Raw genomic sequence first — 23,055 nt, 5'->3', positions numbered from 1 at the left:
ATGGGCGTCGACATCGACGGGGCCGCACCGTCCTCCGCGAGGCGCTGGGGGTCGCCGGCGGTGGTCGCCGCGGCGCTGTCGAAGATCTACGGCGAGGTGCGGGCGGTCGACGACGTCTCGTTCTCGGTGGATCGCGGCGAAGTGTTCGCGTTCCTGGGGCCGAACGGCGCCGGCAAGACCACGACGATCAAGATGCTCTGCACGCTGGCCCGCCCCACCTCGGGCCGGGCGCTGGTGGCCGGTTACGACGCAATGCTCCAGCCGCGGGCCGTGCGGCGCGCCATCGGGCTGGTGTTCCAGGAGCAGACTCTGGACGACCAGCTCACGGCCGAGGAGAACCTGCGCTTCCACGCCGTGCTCTACCAGGTCCCCACCGAGGAGGTGGCGTCCAGGATCGACCGGGTGCTGCGCCTGGTGGCGTTGGAGGACCGGCGTCGCGACCTGGTGTCCACCTTCTCCGGCGGGATGGCGAGGCGGCTGGAGATCGCCCGCGGGATGCTCCACACTCCGTCGGTCTTGTTCCTGGACGAGCCCACCATCGGCCTGGATCCGCAGACGCGGGCCCTGATGTGGGAGGACGTGCTGCGCATGCGGGAGGAGGAAGGGACCACGGTGTTCCTGACCACGCACTATCTGGACGAGGCCGAGTACGCCGACCGGATCGCGATCATCGACCACGGCAGGATCGTCGCGCAGGACACGCCCGAGGCCCTCAAACGCGGCATCGCGGCCGACACCGTCGAGCTGGCCACGGCCGACGACGAGCTCGCCGCGGCCCGCCTGGCCGAGGCGGGCTACCGGGTCCGCCGGGACGAGCGCTCGCTGACCGTGCTCACCGCCGACGGGGAGGCCCAGGTCGGGCGGCTGGTCGGGACCGTCGGGGTCCCGGTGCGGACCGTCCGGGTCCACCGGCCGACCCTGGACGACGTGTTCATGCACTTCACCGGCCGCACCATCCGCGACAGCCACGCCGAGCGGCTCACCTCCCCGCGGGTGCGGGCCTTCACCGCTCGGCGGCGATGATCGGAACACACCATGACGACTGTCCTACCGCACACCGCCGGCGGCGATCGGGTCGCCGTTCCGGCCGACGACCGCGACCATCCCCGGGCGTGGCTGCGTACCGCGGCGATGGTGTGGCGGCGGGAGCTGATCCGGTTCAGCCGGACCAGGACCCGCCTCCTGTCCGGCTTCGTCCAGCCGATCCTGTTCCTGTTCGTCCTCGGCTACGGGATGACGAGCCTGGTCGGCACCACCGCGGGCTTCGACTTCAAGAAGTTCCTCTTCCCCGGCATCGTGGCGATGACCGTGGTGACCACCTCGATCTTCTCGGCGATCTCGATCGTGTGGGACAAGGAGTTCGGCTTCCTGCGGGAGATGCTCGTGGCCCCGGTGAGCCGGAGTTCTCTGGTCGCGGGCAAGACCGCGGGCGGCGCGAGCATCGCCACGGTCCAGGGCACGATCATGCTCGTCCTCGCGCCGCTGATCGGGGTGCGCCTGACCCCGACGGTGGTCGTGCAGGTCATCGGCTGCGAGCTGCTGATGTCGGCCGGGATGACGGCCTTCGGCGTGTTCGTGGCCAGCCGCATCCAGCGCATAGAGGGCTTCCAGGTCGTCATGCAGCTGCTGCTGTTCCCGATGCTGTTCCTGTCCGGAGCGTTGTTCCCGCTGAACAATCTGCCCGCCTGGCTGACCGTCATCACCCGGATCAACCCGCTCACCTACGCGGTCGACCCGCTGCGGCGCGTCGTGTTCGGCGCCCAGGACATGCCGCCCGCGGCCGCCGCACGGTTCCCCACCGGGGTCACGCTGTTCGGGCACACCTTGCCGATCGGGCTCGAGTTGGGCATCTTCTGCGTCTTCACCACCGTGTTCCTCACCTTGGCGGTCCGCTCGTTCGGGCGCGCGGAATAGCCGCCCACCCGCAGCGGACGACTGCGCATCAGGACGGAAGCGGCTCGCTGCCGGATGACTCCTCCGGCGCCGAGCCCTGGGGAACGACGGCGACGGGACACTCGGAGTGCTGCACCAAGGTGTGCACCACGGGGCCGATCCACTGACGGTGCCGCCTTCCGGCACTCTGGCGCCGCGCGCCGACCACCATCAGATCGGCGGACCGTGACGCCTCGACCAGCGTGTCGCCGACCGCGCCGGTGTCGACTCGCCCGACCGGATCGACACCGGGATGGCGACGGCCCGCGCTCAGGAGCAGTTCGTCCAGCCGGACCCGCAGCTGCGTTTCGCGAAGTGCGGTGTCCCGGCCATGTCCTGCGGTGTGCCGCGAATGCTTGTGGTCCTGCGGTCCCTCTGCCACGTGGACCACTTCCAGGGGCACGTCGCGTCGGCCGGCTTCGGCGAACGCGAAGTCCAGCACCTCGTCGCAGGGTTCGTCGACGTCGATGGCGGCGACCACCGGCCCCTCGTCGGTGGAACGGCCGGCCGGGACGACGATCACCGGGCAGGCGGAGTCCGCCGAAAGCCGAAGCGCCACCGCGCCCGACGACACGTCGGGGAACCCCACTCCGCTGTGCTTGCCCACCACGAGGAGCGCGGCGTCGACGCTGGCCTCTTGCAGACACTCCCTGACGTGACCGGCGACCACGTGGCCGAGGACCTGCAGCTCCGGAAACCATTTCTGGGCGAGGATCACACCGTGGCCCACCAGCCTGTTCGCGGAATCGACCAGATTCGTGGGAGCCCAACTGCTCGTGTCCGGCACCGGAAGCGTCGCGCCGGACGGGATCGGCGGAGGGCAGACGTTGAGGACGGTGAGCGGTGCCTTCCTCCGGAAGGCCGCCCTGGCAGCCTCGGCGAGGGTGTGGTCAGCGGACGGCGACTGGTCATAGCCGACGACTACGGCGTCGTTCATGGCTCCTCCTGACTTCGGCGGTCCTGCTGACCGTCGCGGTCCCATTCGTCGCGTGCGGGACGCAGCATGATCGAGATCATCCCGATAGTCATGCTGCCGGGTGCGGTCGATGGTCGCCACAGATGTCCGGCTCGGGTGGAGGAGGCCGTTCGCCCCCGTGCACGATGGCGCCGGCGTTGCCGGTGAGGTGGCCGAGGACGCTGTGGCGTCCTTTTAAGGTCCAAAGACTCTTTTGCCCGATCCGAGAAGAACCAAGGATGGCACTGAAAGCGGAAGATCGAGATCAGGGAAGGGAAGTGAGGGCTTGTGTCCACTCCAAGCGCCTCTATCACCGGACATCCGGATTTGGCAGATATGGAGAAGAGGTTCGCGCGTGCGTTCGAGGGGTACAGCGCGACGATGCTGGACGGCGTGGTCCTCCTGCTCGGCCTGTACCTCGCGGTGTCGCCGTGGGTTCTGAACATCCATGCCACCAACCCCAACGTGGCGACGAACAACCTGGTGATCGGCTTGTCGCTGGCTGCCTTCGGCTTGGCCCTGGCGCTGCTGCCGACGCGGATGTACCGGCTGGGCTGGACAGCCATTCCGATCGGCGTCTGGATGATCATCTCCCCGTGGGTGGTGACCGCCGGCCACAATCCCACTTCGAACGTCATCTGGAACAACGCCTGGACCGGAGGGATCGCCGTGGTCCTCGGCCTGGCGATGGCTACCATCACGTTCAGGGCCTGGCCACGTCGCCCAGGAACCCGCGGGGCATGAATCAGGGGAAACCGTGGTGTCGCCTGTCCGGCCGGAGCCGGACAGGCGACCCGCGTATCGGCGCGTTACTTGAGCGATCCGACGGCTCTACTTGACTGATTCGACGGGGGCGTCGACGGGGGCGCGGACATCGCCCGTGTCGGCCGGAGCGGTCCTCCGGCGGGCGGCCGCTCGATCGGGCCGAGAGATTCCGTCACGCCGGGCGCGTGCACTGCCGGAGGCCGGCCCGTCGGGCAGAGAGCGCGGAGAACTCTCCTCTTCCGTATCGCGCACCGCTTCCTGTTCGGCGAAGTGCTTGAGGGCCTGGACGCTTTCCATGAACTGGGCGGGGAAGATGATCGTGGAGTTCTTCTCGGCGGCGATCTCGGCGAGGATCTGCAGGTTCCGCAACTGCAGAGCCACCGGGTGGCCGGCGATGACGTCGGCGGCCTCGGCGAGCCGTCCGGCCGACAGCGCCTCGCCGTCGGCGGCGATGATCTTGGCGCGCTTCTCCCGTTCGGCCTCGGCCTGCCGGGCCATCGCCCGTTGCATGCCGCCCGGCAGTTCGATGTCCTTCAGTTCCACCAAGAGCACGTCGACGCCCCACTGCTGGGTCAGCGCGTCGAGGATCTCCTTGATCCGCTGGTTCAGCGTCTCGGTGTCGGTGAGTACCTGGTCCAGTTGCGAGCGGCCGACGACGTTGCGGACCGTGGTCTGGGCGATCTGGCCGATGGCGGCCGAGACGTCCTCGATCTCGATGATCGACTTCACCGGGTCGACCCGGCGGAAGTAGGTCACGGCGGCCACCCCTATGGAGACGTTGTCCTGGGTGATGACCTGCTGGGACGGGATGGGCATGGTGATGGTGCGCAGGGTCACCTTCATCATCTTGTCCGCCAAGGGGATCATGAAGCGGATCCCGGGTTCGCGGACGTTGTGCAGGCGGCCGAACCGGAACACGACCCCACGCTGATACTGCCGCACGATGGCGACTCCCAGATTCGACACGGTGACCGCCTCCTCGGGACCGGCATTCGGGTTCGACGGCCGCGCGGCCGCCAGCCGGCGCCACTACCAGTTGATCACCGACCCCGAGGCGACGGGCAGGGCCGCAAGGCCCGCCTGGACAGGGCCTATCGGACCTGCTGAAGACGACGGCCGACCCGCCCCACGATCTCCATGAAGTGGCGCGAATGGGCCTAAAGGCACTACCGGGCCGCGCCGGCGTCGGCTGGGCTTGATCCCATGAAGACCCATGCCGAGCCGGATACCGGGTCCGTCTGCGAGGATCTGAAATGACGAGTACGAGAAAGCGCATCGTGGTCGGCGTCGACGACTCCGAGGCGAGTCGGATCGCTGTCCGGGCGGCCTGCGCGGAAGCGATTCTGCACCATTGCCCGCTGCACATCGTCCACGCCGATCCCTTCGGAGAGCCGACCCATTCGGCAGCGGGCCCCCTGCCTGACGTGCAGGGGTACGGATTGGTCGACGCGCTGACGCGGGCCCGGGAGGCGACGGCGCGGATCGCCGTCACCGGTGAAGTGGCCCGAGGGTTTCCAGAACCGGTGCTCATCGCGATGTCACGACAAGCCGAACTGGTCGTCATCGGCCATCGCGGCCTGGGCGCCCTGGCCAGGGCGCTGTTCGACACGGTCGGAAGCGAGGTGACGCGGCGGGCGGGCTGCCCGGTCCTGGTGGCGCGCGCTCCCGACCTTCCGGACGGCCCTGTCGTCGTCGGCGTCGACGGTTCGCCGGATTCCCAGGCCGCGGCCGAGTTCGCCGTGGTGGAGGCCGGTATGCGTGGCTGCGCCGTGCACGTGATGCACGTGTGGTCGCGGCCGGGACCACACGCCCCGGGCTCAGTCCTCCCGGTCGACCTCGACGCCGAGTCCGTCCAGGCCGGCGCCGAACGGCTGCTCTCCGAGACGATGGCCGGCTGGGGCGATGCGTACCCCGACGTGGACATCCAGCACTCGCTCGTCCACGGGCACCCGCGACAGGTTCTGACGGAGGCCGCCGCAAGCGCGTCGCTCCTGGTCGTCGGGGCCCGCGGCAGGACGACACCGCCGGTTCCCGGCCTGGGATCGGTGAGCCGGCATCTGCTCCACCACGCCGCGTGCTCGCTGGCCGTCGTGCCCCGGCACCTGCCTGAGGGTTCTTGAGGCCGTCACCTGGCCATCGCTTGTCGGCGCGCCGGACGACCGGGAGCGGTCCGGCTGAACAGGAAGGCAGACATCATGGCAGCCATCGTCGTCGGTTACGACGGGTCGCCGGCCAGTGAACCGGCTCTGGAAGAAGCAGCCGCGGAAGCTGAGAGGCGGTCCGCCGAACTCACCGTCGTGCACGCATTCCGATCCGTGCTGATCACCCCGCCGCCCTTTGAGATGCCCATCCCGGGGTACTCGGCGCATGACGCGGCGCTGCGCCTCGCCGGGCAGGCCGCCGACCGGATCCGGGCCGATCACCCCGGCCTGACGGTCCGAGCCGAGGCCCGGCACGGCTTGGCCCCGGCCGTGCTGGCCGAGAGAGCGGCCGACGCGGACCTGCTGGTCGTCGGCCACCGCGGTCACGGCGGCTTCCCCGGCCTGGAGCTGGGCTCCGTCGCCCTGCGCAGTGTCACCCGTTCTCCGGTCCCGACGCTTGTCGTGCGCGGTGGACGCCCCCGGCCGCGCGGCACGGTCCTGGTCGCGGTGGACCTCGCCGAAGACGCCGACGAGATCGTCGACTTCGCGTTCAGCGAAGCCGCGCTTCGCGGAGTACGGCTGACCATGGTCAGCGCATGGGACGCCCACTCGTCTCCGGCGTATGCCGGCGACCCCGGCCGAGTCCGCTACGCGGCGGATCCTGCATGGGAGCGCGCCGACGCCGCCCTGGCCCGAAGGCTACGTCCGTGGCGGGACAAGTACCCGGGCGTCGTGGCCGAGCACAAGCTCGCCGACGGGGAGCCCGCCACGGTCCTCGTCGCCGCCACCTCCCATGCCGACCTGGTCGTCATCGGTATATGGCGCCCAGACGGCCACAACACACGTCCCGGTCCGATCGCCCAGACGGTCCTGCGGTACGCCGACTGCCCGGTCGCCGTCGTCCCGCACGGCTGAGCCGCCGGCGGTTCAGGCGGGCACGATCAGCCCGTAGCCGCCGTCATACCGGCGGTACAGCACGTTGCCACGACCGGTGTCCTCATCCGCGAAGAACAGGAACGGCGACTCGAGGGTCGCCAGTTCCTTCTTCGCGTGGGAAACCGGCATTCGGGGAGCGGGGACGGCGTTGACGGTGACGGGCACGCGGGTCGCCCCGCGGATCGCGGGCCCCGGTTCGACCTGCGCCAGGATGTACTCTTCCGGGGCCCCACGGTAGATCACGCTGTCGACGCCGGATTCCGCGTCGACGAACAAATGGAAGTCGTAGTCCCGGCTCTCCAGCGTGTCGGCGGCCTCGTCAGGGGTCTGGGCCTCCAGCGCGAACACCTTGCGACGGACGATCGTCCGTCGGGCGGGGTGGGCGCCGGGCCCTCGCCGGTCGGCCCGAAAGGGGCGCGACGTGTGGCCGAAGTGGCGATCACGGTGTGCCACAGCCTCCGTCAGCTCGCGCAGTCGCGCGACCGCGAGGTCGACGGCTTCGCGGATGGTCACCGCCGCCGCCTGGACCCGAAGCGGGCAGTCGTCGACGGTCAGATTGACCTGGACCACGGCTGGGCGGCCGGGTGCCGCCGCACCGGCTTCCGTGCCTCCGGTGAGCCGTACGCTCACCGCCGAGACCCGGCCGTGTGCCCGAGCGACCGTCTCGGCGATGCGATCGTGCGCCCACGCGGCTTCGTCGTCGGAGAGCGCCCCCCGAACCGTGATGCCGACCGTCACCGCCGGAAGATCCCGAACGGGCCGGTCTTGCGGGCTTCGGGCCGGGAGTCGTCGTGGTCGTAGCTGATCTCGTTGACGACGGCCACGACCCCGTCGGTGCGGCGGACCATGCCGCAGATCGCTTCGGCCTCGCCCCAGGTCTCCATGTGGCCGCGCAGGCGCACCACGCCGTCCTCGACCCGGATGTCCATCGTGGCCGGGTTGATCCAGAACGTCCCGCGGACGACGTCCTCGACGATCTCGCTGCGGATCGCCTCGTCGCTGCGGGCGAAGACCTTCAGCACGTCGCGGCGGCTGATCACGCCCCGCAGACCTCCGCGTGCGTCGGTGACGACCAGGCGTTTGACGTGACGGTCCACCATCATGCGGGCGGCCTGGACGACGTCCTCGTGGGCGCCGATCGTCACCGGCGGCTTGGTCATCAGCTCGGAGGCGGTGATCCCGGCCGCCTTGTGCAGCACCCGCCGCTTGGCACGGCCGGCGAACGGGTTCTCGTGCCGGCCCGGCTCCCCGGACTCCACGCGGGACTCCTTGGCCAGCAGATCCTCCTCGGACACCACACCGACCACGTGACCGTCGGCGTCCAGGACCGGGGCGGCGCTGACCCCATGCTCGCCCAACAGAGTCGCGATGTCCTTGTATCCGGCGTCGACCTGCACCGAGACCACGCGTTCGGCCGGGGTCATCACGCTGTACACCTTTCTGTGCTCCATGTTCCTTCCGCCCTTCGCCGGCGTGGCGGTACTTCTCCGAGCCTGACCACGCCCCACCTGGACTCATCCTGCGACAGCCGCCGTGGCTTCGCCACGCGACGGGCCGCGGCCCGATCCCCTCCCGCTGGGCTGTTCGAGGGTCAAGACGTTTGGAACCACACCCCGGCATGGAATCCGGGGATCATGGTCTCGCATGTCGGGTCCGTGAAGCGGGACGGGCCGGCGGTGATCGGAGTGGACGCGCTTCCGGCGCTCTTCGCCCTGCTGCAGGAGCAGGGCCGCACCGTCGTCGGCCCGACGGCGCGGGACGGCGCGATCGTGCTCGCCGAGCTGGAGTCCGCGGACGAACTGCCCTACGGATGGGGCGTCGACACCGAGGCCGGGTACTACCGGCTGCGGCAGCGCGACGACACCGCCGCGTTCGGGCACTCCGCCGGACCCCAGTCGTGGAAGAGCTTCCTGCTGCCGGCCCGGACCCGCATGTGGTCGGCCGATCGCGAGGACGGAGTGGTCCGCGTCGCGGAGCCCGACGAGCGGCCCCGCTACGCCCTGTTCGGGGTACGGCCCTGCGATCTGCGGGCGATCGGTGTGCTGGACCGGGTGCTGATCGGTGGGCGGCACGTCGAAGCCGACTACGGAGCGCGGCGGGACGGCGTGTTCGTCGTCGCGGTGGACTGCACCGAGCCCGGGGCGACGTGCTTCTGCGTATCGATGGGAGGCGGCCCGGGCGCGGAGGCCGGGTTCGATCTCGCCCTGACCGAGGTCGTCGACGGCGGCGATCACCGGTTCGTGGCGCGCGCCGGAACCGAGGCCGGCGCCCACGTGCTCTCGCTCCTGCCGCGTCGGGACTCCGACACCGAGACGGCGGGCCGGGCCGCGGCGGCGGTGGACCAGGCGGCGACGCGGATGGGCCGCACGATGCCCGCGATGAGCCTGCGGAAGCTGATGGCGGACAGCCGGGAGTCCCCTCAATGGGACGACGTCGCGTCGCGCTGCCTGACGTGCGGCAACTGCACGATGGCCTGTCCCACGTGCTTCTGCACCACGACCGAGGACGTCACCGATCTGACCGGCGATCACGCTGAGCGCTGGAGGGTGTGGGATTCCTGCTTCGCACTGGATTTCACCGGCATGCACGGCGGACAGACGCGCACCAGCGGGCAGAGCCGGTACCGGCAGTGGATCAGCCACAAGCTGGGCACCTGGTACGACCAGTTCGGGGAATCGGGATGCGTGGGCTGTGGCCGGTGCATCGTGTGGTGCCCGGTCGGCATCGACATCACCCAGGAGGCCGCCTCTCTGGCCGCCCTGCTCCCCGCGGCGAGTCGGGACCATGCGGAATCCCAGGACCATGCGGAATCCCAGGACCATGCGGAATCCCAGGACCACGATGGCTGACACCTTGCGGCTCAGGATCGCGGCCCATCCGTTCTCCGCGCCCTTCCCGGAGGACCAGCGTGAGCTGCTGGCCAGGGAGGCCCGGCCCGTCGAGTTCGAACCCGATGAACGCATCTTCGCCGAGGGAGGGGCCGCCGACCGGTTCTGGCTGATCGAGACCGGCCGCGTGGCTCTCGACATGTGGGTGCCCGGCCGCGACGAGCAGGTCGTGGAGACTCTGCCGGAGGGCACGGTGCTGGGCTGGTCGTGGCTGACTCCGCCGTACCGGTGGCATTTCGGCGCCCGGGCCCTGGAACACACGACCGCCGTGATGATCGACGCGGCGGCGGTGCGGGAGCGCTCTGCGGCCGATCCGGTGTTCGGGTACGCCGTGCTGAGCCGGTTCGCGCCGCTCATCATCGAGCGCCTGCAGGCGACCCGGCTGCGGATGCTGGATCTGCACGCGACGCCGCAGGAGATCGCCGAGACCCGAGCGCGCCGCGCCATCTCGCCGGACTCGCCGGACTCGCCGGAACCCGGGAGCGCGCGGTGACCACATCGTTCGAGACAGGGACCGCCACGCCGGCCGATCCGATGGTGCCCCGGTTCTACCAGGTGACCTCCCGGCGCGAGGAGACTCGCGACACCGTGACGTTGGAGCTGACGGCCCCCTCCGACCCACTCGGCGCTTTCGCCCCGGGCCAGTTCGCGATGCTGACCGTCTTCGGCGTCGGCGAGGCGCCGATCTCGGTCAGCGGGCTCGGCGGCGCCGCGGACGACGACCACCGCCACCGCCGCCCCCACCACGCCGATGCCGACGGGCTCGCGCTGCGTCTCACGCACACTGTGCGCGGCGTCGGGGCGGTGACCCGCGCCCTCCAGGCCGCCGAGCTCGGGCAGTCCATCGGGGTCCGCGGCCCGTTCGGCACGGGGTGGGACGTGCCGTCGGCCGCCGGCCACGACGTCGTCGTCATCGCCGGCGGCATCGGCCTGGCGCCGCTGCGTCCGGTGGTGCTGGCCGCGCTCGCCGAGCGGCGTGCCTACGGGCGCGTCGTGCTGCTGTTCGGCGCCCGTTCTCCCTCCGACCTGCTGTACACCGGGGAACTGGAGTCATGGCGTTCTCGCGGCGTCGAGGTCGCGGTGACCGTCGACCGGCCCGAACCGGGCTGGCGGGGGCACGTCGGCCTGGTGACCTCCCTGATCGGGCCCGCGCGCCTGACGGCGGACCGCGCCGCCGTGTTCCTCTGCGGCCCCGAGGTCATGATGAAGCACACCGCCGACGCCCTGGTCGCCTCGGGCGTACCGCCGCACCGGATCCGGATGTCGCTGGAACGCACCATGCACTGCGGGGCCGGCTGGTGCGGGCACTGCCAGCTCGGACCGGTCCTGCTGTGCCGGGACGGGCCCGTCGCCGGCTACGACGAGGTCTGCGACCTGCTGCGGATCCGGGAGCTGTGATGGGCCGGCCGACCTTGGCGGTGTGGAAGTTCGCCTCCTGTGACGGGTGCCAGCTCACCTTGTTGGACTGCGAGGACGAACTGCTGGCCCTCGCCGACCGGGTCCAGATCGCGTACTTCCGGGAGGCCAGTAGCGAGGTGCTGCCCGGGCCCTACGACGTGTCGCTGGTGGAGGGTTCCATCACCACCGCCGAGGACGCCGCGCGGATCCGCGCGGTGCGGGCGGTGTCACGGACCCTGGTGACGATCGGGGCCTGCGCGACCGCCGGCGGAGTCCAGGCGCTTCGCAACTTCGCCGACGTGGAGGAGTTCCGCTCGGTGGTCTACGCCCGGCCCGAGTACATCTCCACGCTGGCCGATTCCACGCCCATCGCGGCGCACGTCGATGTCGACTTCGAGCTGCAGGGCTGTCCGATCGACCGGCGTCAGCTGCTCGAGGTCATCACCGCGTCGCTGGTCGGCCGCAAGCCCAACGTCCCCGCGCACAGCGTCTGCTTCGAATGCAAGCAGCGCGGCACCGTCTGCGTCGTCGTCGCGCACGGCACACCGTGCCTGGGCCCGGTGACCCACGCCGGATGCGGGGCGATCTGCCCCGCGTACGACCGGGGCTGCTACGGCTGTTTCGGACCGATGGACTCTCCCAACCTGCGGGCGCAGGCCGGCTTGCTGCGCGCCACCGGAGTGGGCGACGACGGCATCCGGCGTGCCGCGCGGACGTTCAACGCCGGCGCGCCGGCCTTCATCGAGCTTTCCCGAGTCGCCGTCCGGCCGCGGACACCGGAGACCGGAGGACCACGATGAGCCACGTCCACGAAAGGACCCTGCGCGTCAGGTCGCTGGCCCGCGTCGAGGGCGAGGGCGCGATGCGGGTCAAACTCGTCGACGGCCGCGTGCGGGAAGCCCGGCTGGACATCTACGAACCGCCCCGCTTCTTCGAGGCGTTCCTGCGCGGCCGGGCGTACACCGAAGCCCCCGACATCACCGCCCGGGTCTGCGGGATCTGCCCGGTCGCGTACCAGACCAGCGCGTGCCGGGCCATGGAGGACGCCTGCGGCGTGCGCGTCCAGGGGCAGCTCGCCGAGCTGCGCCGCCTCCTGTACTGCGGGGAGTGGATCGAGAGCCACGCGCTGCACATCCATCTGCTGCACGCGCCGGACTTCCTCGGCTGCCCCGACGGGATCGCCCTGGCCCGCACCCACCGCGCCGAGGTGGAACGCGGGCTGGCGGTGAAGCGGATCGGCAACGCGTTGATGGAACTCCTCGGCGGGCGCGCGATCCACCCCGTCAACGTCCGACTGGGCGGCTTCCACCGGCTGCCCACCCGCGCGGAGCTGCGGGCCTTCACCCCTTCCCTGCGCCAGGCACTCGACCTCGCGCTGGAGACCACGGCGTGGGTCGCCGGATTCGCTTTTCCCGAGGTGTCCGTCGACCACCGGCTCGTGGCCCTCGACCAGGGCGACCGCTACCCGATCGACGGCGGCGACCTGGTACGGACCGACGCCGGAGACGTGTTCGAGGTCCGTGACTTCGAGGACCGCGTCCGCGAACACCAGGTCCCGCACTCGACGGCGCTGCACGCCGAACTGGTGGGCGTCGGCAGATATCTGACCGGGCCGCTGGCCCGTTACACGCTGCACTCCTCCCGGCTGTCGCCTCAGGCCGCGGCCGCGGCCCGGGAAGCCGGGCTGGGCCCGGAGTGCCGCAACCCGTTCCGCAGCATCGTGGTCCGAGCGGTCGAGACGGTCTACGCGATCGAGGAGGCCCTCCGCATCGTCGAAGACTACGATCCGGACCCGTCGCGACGGCCGGCCGTCGACGTGCCACCGCGCGCCGGGCGGGGAAGCGGCGCCAGCGAGGCCCCGCGTGGCCTGCTGTACCACGGATACGACCTGGCGGCCGACGGCGTCATCACGCGGGCGCGCATCGTGCCGCCCACGGCGCAGAACCAGGCGGCCATCGAGACCGACCTGAGCACCCTCGTCGCGGACCACCAGGACCTGGACGACGCGGCACTGACAGCGCTGTGCGAACGCGCGATCCGCAACCACGACCCCTGCATCTCCTGCGCGGCACACTTCCTCGACCTCCACGTGGAGCGGACGTGAGCCCGCGCGACGCCGTGGTCATAGGCGTCGGCAACACATACCGGCGTGACGACGGCGCGGGGCCCGCCGTCGTGCGGGCCCTGGCGGCAACGCCTTCGGCGCTGCCCGGCCACGCGCGTCTGGCGGTCTGTGACGGCGAGCCGACCCGGCTGATCGACCTGTGGCGGGGTGCGGACCTGGCGATCGTCGTGGACGCCGTGTCCGCTGACCCGGACGCCGGCATGCTGCCGGGGAACGTGATGCGTTGGGAGTGGGACGAGCGGGTGGGCGGGTTGATCGGCGACGAGCACGGGGCGGAAGAAGGCGCTCAGGGAACCGTGGCGGGCGCCGTGACGACGGCGGACGACGATCAGGACGACGACGAGCCCGGGCTCGCTCCGGCGTCCCACTCGGCCTCCCGGCCTCCGCTGGTGGAACCGGCCGGTACGCACGCCCTCGGACCCGGGGCGGCGATAGACCTGGCCAGGGCGCTGGACCTCCTGCCGTCCCGATTGGTCGTGCTGGCCGTCGTCGGAGACGACTTCGGCCAGGGTCCGGGGCTGTCCGCCCGCGCCGCGGCAGCCGTTCCGGTCGCCGTGGACCGGATCGCCGCTGAGATGCGGTGACGGGTCCGGCCCGGGGCGGACCCGTCGGATCCGCCTTGTCGTCCCGTCTCGGGAGTCGCGTCTCGGGGGTCGCGTCAGTCGATCGCGAACCAGCCGCGGACCCGGGCCTCGTGGTCGACGTAGGGTTCGCCGGAGACGTCGACCACGACCTTGTCGATGGTGCCTCCGGTGAACGCGAACGGAGGTTGGTAGTCGGTGGTGACCGATGACGCGCTGTCCCGGCCGACGCAGATCCCGTCTCCGACGGCGCAGAAGTAGCCGGGCTGGGTGATGATGTCTCCGGCCCCGATCTTCTCGTCGTCGAGGTAGAGGGTCAGCGTGCCGCTGGCGCCGGGCATGGCGGGGTCGGTGCTGCGGCCGGTGGCGGTGAACTCGGCGGTGAGGACGTGGCCGCCCTCGGGGATGTCGCGGTCGCCGTGCACCGTCTGAAGGTGGGTGCCCACCCAGTTGAAGACGTAGTGCAGACGCCGGTCCTTGATGTACAGGCTGTGGCCGCCGGCGATGCCGCCGTGGGCGAACAGGACGCCCTGGGCCTGACTGGACTGGATGTCGACGCCGGCGGCGATGGTGTAGGAGCGTCCGCCGATCATGACTCCGGACTGCTCCGGGACCGGCGCGCAGTCCGGGTAGTAGATGTACTGGTTGCGCGGCGGAGTGCCGTGGGGGCGTTCGGCCAGGGACTCCTCCAGGGCGGTTCGGTCGTCCAGGGGCAGCCCGTTGTAGATGCCGGCGTAGTAGTACCACAGGCTCTTGAGCTTCTCGAGGCGTTCGGGCTGCGTGTCGGCGATGTCGTGGCACTGCGCGCGGTCGGTGGCCAGGTCGTACAGTTCCCATCGGTCGTGCTCGAACTTGCCCCAGCCGCTGAGCGGCGGGTGCACGGTGCATGCCAGCCAGCCGTCGTGGTAGATGGAGCGTTGGCCGAGCATGGCGTAGAACTGGGTCTGCTTGCCGGGGGCTGAGGGGTCGGTCAGTGAAGCCGCGAAGCTCTCGCCCTCGATGGGACTTTGCGGATATCCCTTGAGCACTGCGGGCGGTTCGATGTCCAGGAGGTCGTACAGGGTCGGCACGATGTCGACGGCGTGGATGTACTGGTGCCGTACTGTGCTGTCGGCCTTGATCTTCGCCGGCCATGCGACCAGGCAGGTGTCGGCGACGCCGCCTTCGTAGCCGGCCCAGCGCTTCCAGTAGGGGAACGGTGTGTCGAAAGCCCAGGCCCAGCCGGTGTTGTAGTGGTTGTAGGAAGCCGGGCTGCCGAGTTCGTCGATGTGCTGCAGGGACAGCTCGGCCGGTGTGGGCAGGCCGTTGAAGAAACGCCACTCGTTGAACGTGCCGTCGGGCCCGCCCTCGCCGCTGCCGCCGTTGTCGGAAACCGCGACGATGATGGTGTTGTCCAGCTCGCCGGTCGATTCCAAGAAGTCGATCACGCGGCCGAGCTGGTGATCGCTGTAGGTGACGTAGCCGGCGAAGACCTCGGCCATCCGGACGAACAACCGCTTCTCGTCGGCGCTGAGCGTGTCCCAGGGACGCACGACGTCCAGCCCGGGCCAGGGCTGGCCGTCGGGGCCGGTCGTCGCGGGCTCACCGTGGGGGTTGATCGGGGAGAGTTCGGTGTCCTCGGGCAGCAGGCCGAGTTCCTTCTGCCGACGCAGGATGTCGGGCCTGATCGCCTCGTAGCCCTGGTCGAACACTCCCTTGTACTGGTCGGCCCACTCCTTGGGGACATGGTGCGGCGCATGCGCGGCGTCCAGGGCCAGGTACATGAAGAACGGCTTGTCGGGCTCGACCGAGCGGGCGTCGCGGATGAAGCGGATGGCCTTGTCGGACAGGTCGTTCGCGATGTGATAGCCGTCCTCGGGCCTGGCCGGAGGATCGACCGAGTGGTTGTCGTGGATCAGGTCCGGATACCAGCAGCTCGACTCGCCGCCGAGGAAGCCGTAGAAGCGTTCGAACCCGCGTCCCAGCGGCCACCGTCCCTTGTAGGCGGCCATGCTGGTCTCCTCGCCCGGGGTGAGGTGCCACTTGCCGATGCAGTACGTGTTGTATCCGCGCTCTGCGAGTACTTCGGAGATGAACCCGTTCTCGAACGGGATGCGCGTGGATATCCCCGGGAAGCCCGAACTGAACTCGGCGATCGTGGCCATGCCGTTGGACGTCGCGTTCCGGCCGGTCAGCAGCGAGGCCCGGGTCGGGGAGCACAAGGCGGTGGTGTGGAAGTTCGAGTAGCGCACCCCGAGGTTCGCGATCCTCGTCATCGTCGGCGTCTTCACCGGGCCGCCGAAACAGTCCATCGTGCCGTAACCCACGTCGTCCCAGGCGATCAGCAGCACGTTCGGAGCACCCGCCGGGGCCTTCGGCGCCAGGAAGGGCTCCCAATCCGGCTCGGAGTCGCGGATGTCGAGGGCGATCTTTCCACGGAACTGCTTCGTCATGTACCTGAGGATGGTTTCAGCAGGCGGGGGACGGCGAGCCCCAAGGGCCGGTCAGGTGATGCGGCGTCCGGAGCCGGGTTCTTCGCGGCGATCCGCCCGAGCCGGCGAGGCCGGTTCCCATTCCTCACGCAGGGCGCGCCGCAGGCGGGCCACACCGCGCTTGGCGAGTCTGGCCGCGACCCAGCCGAGGACCAGGCCGGCCCCGGTGCCGCCCCAGACGAAGGCTTCGTGGGGCCGGCCTGCGATGATCACGACGGCCGCCGCGGTCAGACAAGCGACGGTGAAAGCGTCGTAGAACATGCGGAACGTCGCCACGGTCAACCGCGATGCCGTCCGCATCTGCGTGCTGACCTCGGCGAGCAGGGACTGGATGCGAAGGGCACGTCTTCTGGCCCGGCCGGATGTGAGGCCACGGACCGCCACGCCACTACACCAGCTCGACGATCCCGCTGACGACGAAGTAGGTGCCCACGACGCCCGCCGCGCTCAGGCCGATGACGCGGCCGTTGCGGGCCAGCCACTCATTGGCCGACTTCAGGGCCGCCGCGGCGCGCTCCGGGGCGAACACGTAGTACAGGATCGGCAACTCGGCCATCGACAACACGATGGCGGCGAGCAGGATCACGCTGAACACCATGGCCACTCCACTGGGGTTGCCTTTGGCGAGCGCGTGCAGCGAAGCCAGGTACATGGGGGACGGCGATCCCAGCAACAAGCCCAGGCCGACGACCACGAGCAGGCGCATCTCGCGCTGTTCGGGCTTCTTCTTCGGCGCGTGGGGCGGGCGGCGCGCGACGTACGCCCCGAACGCCAGGATCACCAGGCCGATGACCAGATCGATCGTGGGGGGCACAGTGGGGTGCTTGGAGCTGTCGTCGATGCCGGTGCCCGCCAGGACTCCCACGACGACGAAGCCGACCGTCAAGGTGACCGCGGCCGCCGTGATCAGGAAGACCGTGGCATTGCGCAGGGGACGCGCCAGGCCCAGCAGGCCGGCGACGGTCAGCAGCGTCGAGGGTGCGAACGCCGCGGCCAGCGCGGAGGGGATCGCCTCCCAGAGCATGGCCTCACCTCTGATCTCGTCTCGCTGTCCGCTCCGGTTCCGCGCCCGCGAGGATCCTCCTTGGCGGCTCGGCCGTTCACTAAACAAGAGAGGTGACGATGTTGATACGAACGGGTTCCCCGAACTGCGCGCCGTCCAGGGGCATCTCGCCCTTCAGCTCAGCGGCACGACCGCGACCGGGCACTCCGCGTGGTGCAGCAGCGACTGTGTCACGGGGCCGAGCAGCATGCCGTGCCGGCCTTCGGTGTGCCGGCGCGCGCCGGTGACGAGCAGGTCCGCGCGCCGGGAGGCGTCGACCAGCAGCCCGGCCGTCGAGCCGGTGGCGATCTGGTGGAAGGCCTCGGCGTGGTGGCGCTCTTCGGCGGCGCGTACCAGTGCGGACAGGAGGTCCTCCCGCTCGCGTTCGATGCGGGCGACGTCCTCGGCGATGTCGGGGTCCTGCTGGCCGTAGGCGACGATCCAGGGCTCGTCCCAGACGTGGATCACGGTCAGTCCGGCGCCGCGGCGGGCGGCCTCGTCGAAGGCGAAGTCGAGGACGCGGTCGCAGTTCTCGTCGATGTCGACGGCGGCGACGATCCGGTGGTGCGCGTCGAGGGCGTTGCCGCGGACCACGAGCACGGGACAGCAGGCTTCGGCGAGGGTGCGCAGCGACGTGGAGCCCACCTCCAGGCCCTCGAAGCCGCCGGCGCCCCGGTTGCCCACCACCAGCAGGTCGACCGAGTGGCTGGTCGCGGCGAGGATCTTGCCGGCGTTGCCGGCGACGGCGCGTGGCTCGATGGACAGTTCGGGATGCTGCACGCGGGCCTGTTCGGCTCCGTGGGCGGCGATCTCCTCGGCCGTCTTGCGGGCGGCCGACTCGGCCTCGGCGGAGGCCGGACCGGGCGGTTCCGGCGGTGCCGGCCACTGGTAGGCCGTGATGACGAGCAGGGAGCCGCCGCGACGGTCCGCCTCGCGGGCGGCGACGCCGAGTGCGCGCTCGCCCGGCAGGGTGCGGTCGTAACCGACGGCGACGGTGGTGTTCATGGGGGCCTCCGGCGTCTCCGCAGTGGTCGAGGTGGCAGGCGTGGGGCCGTGGTCGTCCGAGCCGCGGCTCCGCGGGCCGTCGGCCCGCGTCCTGCCTCTCCTGCCTTCCCAGTCAATCGTGTCGGCGAACCACGTTTTTAGGGCCGAACGACCCGAATCGCCCCGGATCGGTCGTGCCCGGCGGCCGGGCCGACCCGGCTCACCCGATGTCGTCGACGTCGTACCTCAGCCGCAGATCCACCCGCGTCGCTCCCGGGATCTGCGCGAGCGACCGCCGCAGCCGGGTGACGTCGCTGCGGCGGGGGACCGAGCCGCGCACCCACACCGTGCCCGCGGTCACGACCGCCGTGGTGACCTCGCCTCCGGCGTCCACGACGAGGTCCACGGCGCGGGCGCGGATCTCGTGGTCGTCGAGGGGCTCGGCCGGCGCCGGGCCGGCGGACTTCCCCTGTCCGACCCCCTTCAGATAACGGAGCAGTGCTTCCGTGTGGTCGCCGGAAGGATGCTCGTGTCCGGCGTCGTGCAGCACTGCACGGCGTGCCTCTTTGGCTGCCTCGTACTCATCACGCTCGCTCATGGCTGCTCGCCTCCTCGCTATCAGCGTCCGTCCTCCTCGCCGAGCCGGGCAGGGCCGAAGGTCCCGGCCACGCCCATGCCGTTCGGCGGACCGTGTCCTCGTGGTCGGTCTGCTCCAGGGCGGCCTCCACACCGGCCAGCGCAGCGCTCAAGGTCGGGATCCAGTGCCGCCGCAGCGCTCCGGCCTGGCGCCGCGTGGCGGCCACGGCGTCTTCCAGGTTCCGCACCGCCGCGCGTTCCACGGCGACCCGGGCCGCCGCCGGGACGGCCTCCCGGAACGCGGCCTCGGCGGCCAGCAGCGCGGCCCCGCCGGGGACCGGCAGGTCCGGCGGCCGTTCCGGGATCTCGGTCTCGGCCGCGGCCGGGAACCGGATGCCCATCGACGTCCGCCAGGTGACCGCCACGCGCGCGGGCTCGGGCGGCACGGCGGCGTCGAACGGGCGCCGGCCGCCGAGCACCGCGGCCCGGTCGTCCCACGCCCGGGCGCGATCGGCCAGCGTCCGCCACTCCCGGTCCGCCGCGTCCAGGGCGGCACGGTGGTCCGCCAGTTCGGCGATCAGGGCGCGGAGCTTCTGCTCCAGCAGGTCGGCGCCGCGTTCGGCGACGGCCAGGCGGTGCATCAGGCGCAGCCGGCCCGCTCGCCCCGGGGGGATCCGCAGCGTGGTCATCCGCGCCTCGCGAGCAGGTCGGCCGGGAGCATCGTCAGCTCGTGCCGGGGCAGCGTGAGGACCGCCTGCCAGGCCCGTTCCAGGGAGTCGGTCAGGGTCCGGGCCTCGGAGCGGCCCTGGTCGAGCACTTCGGTGCGGAACCGCTCCTCGAAGGCCAGATACCGGCGGTCCGTTTCACCGAGCGCCGCCTCGCCGACCAGGTCGGCCAGGTCGCGCACCTGGCGGGCGCGGGCCATCGCGGCCAGCAGCTGGGCCGCCAGCCCGAGGTGGTCGTCCCGGGTCTTGCCGGGTCCGGCGCCGGAGCGCATGAGCCGCGACAGGGACGCGAGCGGGTCGATCGGCGGGTAGACGCCGTGCGCGGCGGTCTCGGCGGACAGGACGACCTGGCCTTCGGTGATGTAGCCGGTCAGGTCCGGGACCGGATGCGTGATGTCTCCACCGGGCATGGTGAGCACCGGCAGGACGGTGACCGAACCCGATCGGCCCTTGATGCGTCCGCAGCGTTCGTACAACGAGGCCAGGTCGCTGTACAGGTAGCCGGGGTAGGCGCGGCGGGCCGGGATTTCGCGCCGGGCCGTCGAGACCTCGCGCAGGGCCTCGGCGTAGCTGGTCATGTCCGTCATGACGACCAGGACGTGGCGGCCGCCGCGGAAGGCCAGGTCCTCGGCGACGGTCAAGGCGATGCGCGGGGTGAGGATCCGCTCCAGGACCGGGGCGTCGGCGGTGTTGAGCAGCAGGACCAGTTCGCCGGCGGCGGCGCGCTCCTCCAGCGCGTCGCGGACGAAGGCCACGTCGGGGTGGGTCAGGTCCAGGCCCGCGAACACGACGCAGAACGGCTCGCCGCCGACGCCGGCCTGGGCGGCGATCTGGGTCGCCAGCTCCAGGTGCGGCAGCCCGGGCACGCTGAAGATCGGCAGCTTCTGGCCGCGCACCAGTGTGGTCAGCACGTCGATCCCGGACACGCCGGTGAGCACCGGTTCGGACGGGGGCTCGCGCCACGTCGGGTTGAGCGGCGCGCCGGCCACCGGCATGGTGTCGGCCGCGGAGATCGGCGGTCCGTCGTCGACCGGCCGGCCCCGGCCGTCGCAGACCCGGCCGAGCCACGCGTCGCCGACCGGGATCCGCAGCGGGGATCCGGTGAACGTCATCCGGAGGTCGCTCGGGGTCAGGCCCGCGGTGCCCTCGACGATCTGGACGACCGCCAGGTCCCGGTCCGCCTCCACGACGATGCCGGCCCGGATCCCGCCGTCGTGGCGCACCTGGACGTATTCGTCGTAGCCGACTCCGGCCACGCCCTGCACCACCGCCAGCGGTCCGCGCAGTTCACGGACCCCGGTGTACTCGACCGACCCGGCGCTCACGGCGATTCCTCCTCGATCAGCGCGGCAAGGCTTTCCAGGACGGTGTCCCGGGCCTCGGCCACCGGTGCGGGGTCCAGGGGGCCGGCCTGGTCCCGGGCGCGCACCAGCGGGCCGAAGTCGACGCGCTCCACCCGGGCCGGATCGACGCCGGCGACGGCCAGTTCGGCACAGCGGTCGGTGACCGCCAGCACCGCCTCGGCCAGGGCCGCCGTCTTGGCCGCGGAGCTGGCGGCGTCGTTCTCCGACAAGGCGCTCTGCTGGAGCAGGGCTTCGCGGACCAGGCGGCCGCCGAGCACCGCCATCCGCTCGTCGGCGGGCAGCGCCGCGACACCGACCAGGTCCACCAGGTCCGCGAGCCGGTCGGCGCGGGCCAGCAGGCCCACCACGCGGGCGCGGCGCCCGGCCCAGTCCGGGTCGCCGCCGGCGGCGTGCGCGGCGGCGAGCGTCCCCAGGTCCCGGGAGAACGAGCCGGACCAGGACACGGCGGGATAGTGCCGGGCGTAGGCGAGGTCGCGGTCCAGGGTCCAGCGGCAGCGGACGAAGCGCTCGGTGTGCGCGGTGACGGGTTCGGCCAGGTCGCCGCCGGCCGGGGAGACCGCGCCGATGATCGTCACCGAACCGCGGCCGCCGTCCGCTGTCTCGAACACCCCGGCCCGTTCGTAGAACGCCGCCAGGGCGGAGGCCAGATCGGCCGGGTAGCCCTCCTCGGCGGGCAGCGCGCCGGAGCGGGAGGCGAACTCCCGCAGCGCCTCGGCCCAGCGGGAGGTGGAGTCGGCGATGACGACGGCGTCGTGGCCCATGTCGCGGAAGTACTCGGCGACGCAGACCCCGGCGTAGACACTCGTCTCGCGCGCCATCATCGGCATGTTGGAGGTGTTGGCGATGACGACGGTGCGCTCGGCGAGCCGGCCGCCGGTGCGCGGGTCCTCCAGCTCGGACAGCTCGGCCACCACGTCCGCCATCTCGTTGCCGCGCTCACCGCAGCCCACGTACACGATCACGTCGGCGTCCGACCATTTGGCGATCTGTTGCAGCAGCACGGTCTTGCCGGTGCCGAAGCCGCCGGGCACCGCCGCGGTGGTGCCCTTGGCCAGGGGGAACAACAGGTCCAGCGCGCGCTGGCCGGTGTGCAGGACGGTGTCGGCGTCGACCCGGTGTCCGGGCCGCGGCCGGCGGATCGGCCATTCCCGGGTCAGGCGGACCTCGGTGCCGCCCACGACCGCGGCCACCGCGTCGGCCGCCAGATCCGAGGCCGAAGCGATGTGCTCGACGATCCCGGCCGCCCCCGGAGGCACCAGGATCCAGTGCTCCACGGGGCCGGCTCCGGTCACGACGCCGAGCCGGGCACCCGCCTCGACGCGCGCGCCGCGCTCCGCCACCGGCTGGAACCGCCACCGGCGATCGCTGCCGGCGTCGGCACGGGCACGGCGGGGGCCCAGCCACTCGGCGGCCCCGGACAGCGGGCGCAGCAGCCCGTCGAAGACGCCGCCGAGCAGTTCCGGTCCGAGCCGGGCGGACAGCGGGTGGCCGGAGAGCTCGACCGCGGCTCCGGGCGCGAGGCCGCCGGTGTACTCGTGGGCCTGCACGGTGGCCACGCCGTCCGCGATGGCCACGATCTCTCCGGGCAGACGCTCCTCGCCGAGGAACACCAGGTCGGACAAGGCGGCGGCACCGGCCGGTTCGATCTCGACCAGCGGCCCCGACACCCGGCGGACCCGACAGCAGGGCGCGTGCCGCCGCGGCGCGGGGGCGTGGGCGGGGGAGGGGCTCGGCGTGTGCGCCCGCGGCGGGCCGGTGGCCGTGGTCACGGCAGCGGCCGCGTTCAGACTGTCCACAGGTGGCTCGCCTCCCCCTCGGCGTCCTCGACGGCTCGGGCGGCGATCGCCTCCAACGTCAGGTCCGCACGGCGCCCGGCGGCCCGGGCCCGGAGCCCGCCCGCGGCGTCGTTCTCGATCCGGGCGTCGGCGCCCAGCAGGTCGTGCGCCTGTGCGACGAGGTGCGTCAGCATGACGGGATACTCGGAGGTCTGCCTCAGACCCCTGACGCCGTCGAGGACTGCTTCCCGCCAGGACTCGTAGACCTCGCGCCGGGCCCGCAGCCTGATCGCCCGCGCCTGCCGGCGGGCCCGCGCCGCGCCCGCGCGCAGCGCCCCCTCACCTTCGGCACGGCCGCGGGCCCGGGCCTGGTCGAGGACCGCCGCGGCTTCGGCCC

The 23,055-nt window shown here is 71.6% G+C and carries 24 protein-coding genes; 11 read left to right on the top strand and 13 right to left on the bottom strand.

All coding sequences use genetic code 11. The features are described 5' to 3' along the window. Window positions 1-1,023, top strand: a complete 1,023-nt coding sequence (locus ABD466_RS16485; RefSeq protein WP_344657933.1) for an ATP-binding cassette domain-containing protein — start codon at window positions 1-3, stop codon at window positions 1,021-1,023. Window positions 1,024-1,035: 12 nt separating this feature from the next. Further along, window positions 1,036-1,914 carry an ABC transporter permease gene (locus ABD466_RS16480; protein ID WP_344657932.1) on the top strand — a complete coding sequence of 293 codons (879 nt, stop codon included), beginning with the start codon at window positions 1,036-1,038 and terminating at the stop codon, window positions 1,912-1,914. Window positions 1,915-1,942: 28 nt separating this feature from the next. On the opposite strand, the gene ABD466_RS16475 is transcribed toward ABD466_RS16480, so the two are convergent. Continuing rightward, window positions 1,943-2,869, bottom strand: coding sequence for a universal stress protein (locus ABD466_RS16475; RefSeq protein ID WP_344657931.1), 927 nt, complete (start codon window positions 2,867-2,869; stop codon window positions 1,943-1,945). A 399-nt stretch (window positions 2,870-3,268) separates the two neighbouring features. Between ABD466_RS16475 and ABD466_RS16470 the strand changes: the two genes are divergently transcribed. Next, window positions 3,269-3,631: an SPW repeat protein gene (locus ABD466_RS16470; RefSeq protein WP_344657930.1), complete on the top strand. Its 363-nt coding sequence runs from the start codon at window positions 3,269-3,271 to the stop codon at window positions 3,629-3,631. Window positions 3,632-3,718: 87 nt separating this feature from the next. Here ABD466_RS16470 and ABD466_RS16465 read toward each other — a convergent pair whose 3' ends face one another. After that, a complete protein-coding gene (locus ABD466_RS16465; protein WP_344657929.1) occupies window positions 3,719-4,618 on the bottom strand; it encodes a slipin family protein in 900 nt (299 codons plus the stop codon). Between the two features lie 287 nt (window positions 4,619-4,905). Here ABD466_RS16465 and ABD466_RS16460 point away from each other — a divergent pair, with 287 nt between their 5' ends. Both ABD466_RS16460 and ABD466_RS16455 read left to right on the top strand, forming a co-directional pair. Further along, on the top strand, window positions 4,906-5,772 hold the full coding sequence (locus tag ABD466_RS16460) for a universal stress protein (RefSeq protein ID WP_344657928.1): 867 nt from the start codon (window positions 4,906-4,908) through the stop codon (window positions 5,770-5,772). 75 nt (window positions 5,773-5,847) lie between these two features. Then, entirely contained in the window at window positions 5,848-6,708 is an 861-nt protein-coding gene (locus ABD466_RS16455; protein ID WP_344657927.1) for a universal stress protein, read from the top strand. Between the two features lie 12 nt (window positions 6,709-6,720). Here the strand turns inward: ABD466_RS16455 and ABD466_RS16450 are convergent, their stop codons facing one another. Both ABD466_RS16450 and ABD466_RS16445 read right to left on the bottom strand, forming a co-directional pair. Beyond that, entirely contained in the window at window positions 6,721-7,467 is a 747-nt protein-coding gene (locus tag ABD466_RS16450; RefSeq protein WP_344657926.1) for a sigma 54 modulation/S30EA ribosomal C-terminal domain-containing protein, read from the bottom strand. Then, window positions 7,464-8,180 (bottom strand): CBS domain-containing protein, encoded by a 717-nt coding sequence (locus ABD466_RS16445; protein WP_344657925.1) that lies wholly within the window; start codon window positions 8,178-8,180, stop codon window positions 7,464-7,466. The genes ABD466_RS16450 and ABD466_RS16445 overlap by 4 nt, the downstream gene beginning before the upstream one ends. A 183-nt stretch (window positions 8,181-8,363) precedes the next feature. Here ABD466_RS16445 and ABD466_RS16440 point away from each other — a divergent pair, with 183 nt between their 5' ends. From ABD466_RS16440 to ABD466_RS16415, 6 genes are read left to right on the top strand one after another with little or no spacing between them, the layout of a single operon-like run. After that, complete coding sequence (locus ABD466_RS16440; RefSeq protein ID WP_344657924.1) at window positions 8,364-9,578, top strand: 4Fe-4S dicluster domain-containing protein; 1,215 nt, start codon at window positions 8,364-8,366, stop codon at window positions 9,576-9,578. Beyond that, window positions 9,571-10,110: a Crp/Fnr family transcriptional regulator gene (locus ABD466_RS16435; protein ID WP_344657923.1), complete on the top strand. Its 540-nt coding sequence runs from the start codon at window positions 9,571-9,573 to the stop codon at window positions 10,108-10,110. The genes ABD466_RS16440 and ABD466_RS16435 overlap by 8 nt, the downstream gene beginning before the upstream one ends. Window positions 10,111-10,151: 41 nt before the next feature. Further along, window positions 10,152-11,015 (top strand): FAD/NAD(P)-binding protein, encoded by an 864-nt coding sequence (locus ABD466_RS16430; protein WP_344658054.1) that lies wholly within the window; start codon window positions 10,152-10,154, stop codon window positions 11,013-11,015. Then, entirely contained in the window at window positions 11,015-11,815 is an 801-nt protein-coding gene (locus tag ABD466_RS16425) for an NADH-quinone oxidoreductase subunit B family protein (RefSeq protein ID WP_344657922.1), read from the top strand. Before ABD466_RS16430 ends, ABD466_RS16425 begins: the two co-directional genes overlap by 1 nt. After that, the gene (locus ABD466_RS16420; protein ID WP_344657921.1) at window positions 11,812-13,119 is read left to right on the top strand and encodes a Ni/Fe hydrogenase subunit alpha; all 1,308 of its coding nucleotides are present in this window, start codon (window positions 11,812-11,814) and stop codon (window positions 13,117-13,119) included. The genes ABD466_RS16425 and ABD466_RS16420 overlap by 4 nt, the downstream gene beginning before the upstream one ends. Then, window positions 13,116-13,724 (top strand): hydrogenase maturation protease, encoded by a 609-nt coding sequence (locus ABD466_RS16415; RefSeq protein WP_344657920.1) that lies wholly within the window; start codon window positions 13,116-13,118, stop codon window positions 13,722-13,724. The genes ABD466_RS16420 and ABD466_RS16415 overlap by 4 nt, the downstream gene beginning before the upstream one ends. A gap of 74 nt (window positions 13,725-13,798) precedes the next feature. On the opposite strand, the gene ABD466_RS16410 is transcribed toward ABD466_RS16415, so the two are convergent. From ABD466_RS16410 to ABD466_RS16370, 9 genes are all read right to left on the bottom strand, one after another. Then, window positions 13,799-16,153 carry an arylsulfatase gene (locus ABD466_RS16410; protein WP_344657919.1) on the bottom strand — a complete coding sequence of 785 codons (2,355 nt, stop codon included), beginning with the start codon at window positions 16,151-16,153 and terminating at the stop codon, window positions 13,799-13,801. Between the two features lie 51 nt (window positions 16,154-16,204). Continuing rightward, a complete protein-coding gene (locus ABD466_RS16405; protein ID WP_344657918.1) occupies window positions 16,205-16,576 on the bottom strand; it encodes a hypothetical protein in 372 nt (123 codons plus the stop codon). Window positions 16,577-16,580: 4 nt separating this feature from the next. Beyond that, window positions 16,581-17,216: a GAP family protein gene (locus ABD466_RS16400; protein ID WP_344657917.1), complete on the bottom strand. Its 636-nt coding sequence runs from the start codon at window positions 17,214-17,216 to the stop codon at window positions 16,581-16,583. 153 nt (window positions 17,217-17,369) lie between these two features. Then, on the bottom strand, window positions 17,370-18,239 hold the full coding sequence (locus tag ABD466_RS16395) for a universal stress protein (protein ID WP_344657916.1): 870 nt from the start codon (window positions 18,237-18,239) through the stop codon (window positions 17,370-17,372). 199 nt (window positions 18,240-18,438) lie between these two features. Continuing rightward, window positions 18,439-18,816, bottom strand: coding sequence for a hypothetical protein (locus ABD466_RS16390; RefSeq protein WP_344657915.1), 378 nt, complete (start codon window positions 18,814-18,816; stop codon window positions 18,439-18,441). After that, window positions 18,803-19,483, bottom strand: coding sequence for a V-type ATP synthase subunit D (locus ABD466_RS16385; RefSeq protein WP_344657914.1), 681 nt, complete (start codon window positions 19,481-19,483; stop codon window positions 18,803-18,805). The genes ABD466_RS16390 and ABD466_RS16385 overlap by 14 nt, the downstream gene beginning before the upstream one ends. Then, window positions 19,480-20,844: a V-type ATP synthase subunit B gene (locus ABD466_RS16380; RefSeq protein ID WP_344657913.1), complete on the bottom strand. Its 1,365-nt coding sequence runs from the start codon at window positions 20,842-20,844 to the stop codon at window positions 19,480-19,482. The genes ABD466_RS16385 and ABD466_RS16380 overlap by 4 nt, the downstream gene beginning before the upstream one ends. Continuing rightward, complete coding sequence (locus ABD466_RS16375; RefSeq protein ID WP_344658053.1) at window positions 20,841-22,550, bottom strand: V-type ATP synthase subunit A; 1,710 nt, start codon at window positions 22,548-22,550, stop codon at window positions 20,841-20,843. Before ABD466_RS16375 ends, ABD466_RS16380 begins: the two co-directional genes overlap by 4 nt. A 116-nt stretch (window positions 22,551-22,666) precedes the next feature. Further along, window positions 22,667-23,055, bottom strand: a 389-nt coding sequence (locus tag ABD466_RS16370; RefSeq protein WP_425558663.1) for a hypothetical protein, incomplete at its 5' end; no start/stop codon positions are given.

It is taken from the genome of Catenulispora subtropica (assembly GCF_039531675.1).
In the GTDB taxonomy this organism is placed as follows: domain Bacteria; phylum Actinomycetota; class Actinomycetes; order Streptomycetales; family Catenulisporaceae; genus Catenulispora; species Catenulispora subtropica.
This window is presented reverse-complemented; position numbering and strand designations above follow the sequence as displayed.

Bases quoted from the DNA above. Each gene is read 5' to 3' on its own strand.
- ABD466_RS16430 (WP_344658054.1), top strand. From the start codon at position 10,152: ATGGTGCCCCGGTTCTACCAGGTGACCTCCCGGCGCGAGGAGACTCGC.
- ABD466_RS16400 (WP_344657917.1), bottom strand. From the start codon at position 17,216: ATGCTCTGGGAGGCGATCCCCTCCGCGCTGGCCGCGGCGTTCGCACCC.
- ABD466_RS16410 (WP_344657919.1), bottom strand. From the start codon at position 16,153: ATGACGAAGCAGTTCCGTGGAAAGATCGCCCTCGACATCCGCGACTCC.
- ABD466_RS16445 (WP_344657925.1), bottom strand. From the start codon at position 8,180: ATGGAGCACAGAAAGGTGTACAGCGTGATGACCCCGGCCGAACGCGTG.
- ABD466_RS16475 (WP_344657931.1), bottom strand. From the start codon at position 2,869: ATGAACGACGCCGTAGTCGTCGGCTATGACCAGTCGCCGTCCGCTGAC.
- ABD466_RS16435 (WP_344657923.1), top strand. From the start codon at position 9,571: ATGGCTGACACCTTGCGGCTCAGGATCGCGGCCCATCCGTTCTCCGCG.
- ABD466_RS16395 (WP_344657916.1), bottom strand. From the start codon at position 18,239: ATGAACACCACCGTCGCCGTCGGTTACGACCGCACCCTGCCGGGCGAG.
- ABD466_RS16440 (WP_344657924.1), top strand. From the start codon at position 8,364: ATGGTCTCGCATGTCGGGTCCGTGAAGCGGGACGGGCCGGCGGTGATC.
- ABD466_RS16420 (WP_344657921.1), top strand. From the start codon at position 11,812: ATGAGCCACGTCCACGAAAGGACCCTGCGCGTCAGGTCGCTGGCCCGC.
- ABD466_RS16390 (WP_344657915.1), bottom strand. From the start codon at position 18,816: ATGAGCGAGCGTGATGAGTACGAGGCAGCCAAAGAGGCACGCCGTGCA.
- ABD466_RS16455 (WP_344657927.1), top strand. From the start codon at position 5,848: ATGGCAGCCATCGTCGTCGGTTACGACGGGTCGCCGGCCAGTGAACCG.
- ABD466_RS16485 (WP_344657933.1), top strand. From the start codon at position 1: ATGGGCGTCGACATCGACGGGGCCGCACCGTCCTCCGCGAGGCGCTGG.
- ABD466_RS16460 (WP_344657928.1), top strand. From the start codon at position 4,906: ATGACGAGTACGAGAAAGCGCATCGTGGTCGGCGTCGACGACTCCGAG.
- ABD466_RS16480 (WP_344657932.1), top strand. From the start codon at position 1,036: ATGACGACTGTCCTACCGCACACCGCCGGCGGCGATCGGGTCGCCGTT.
- ABD466_RS16425 (WP_344657922.1), top strand. From the start codon at position 11,015: ATGGGCCGGCCGACCTTGGCGGTGTGGAAGTTCGCCTCCTGTGACGGG.
- ABD466_RS16470 (WP_344657930.1), top strand. From the start codon at position 3,269: ATGCTGGACGGCGTGGTCCTCCTGCTCGGCCTGTACCTCGCGGTGTCG.
- ABD466_RS16385 (WP_344657914.1), bottom strand. From the start codon at position 19,483: ATGACCACGCTGCGGATCCCCCCGGGGCGAGCGGGCCGGCTGCGCCTG.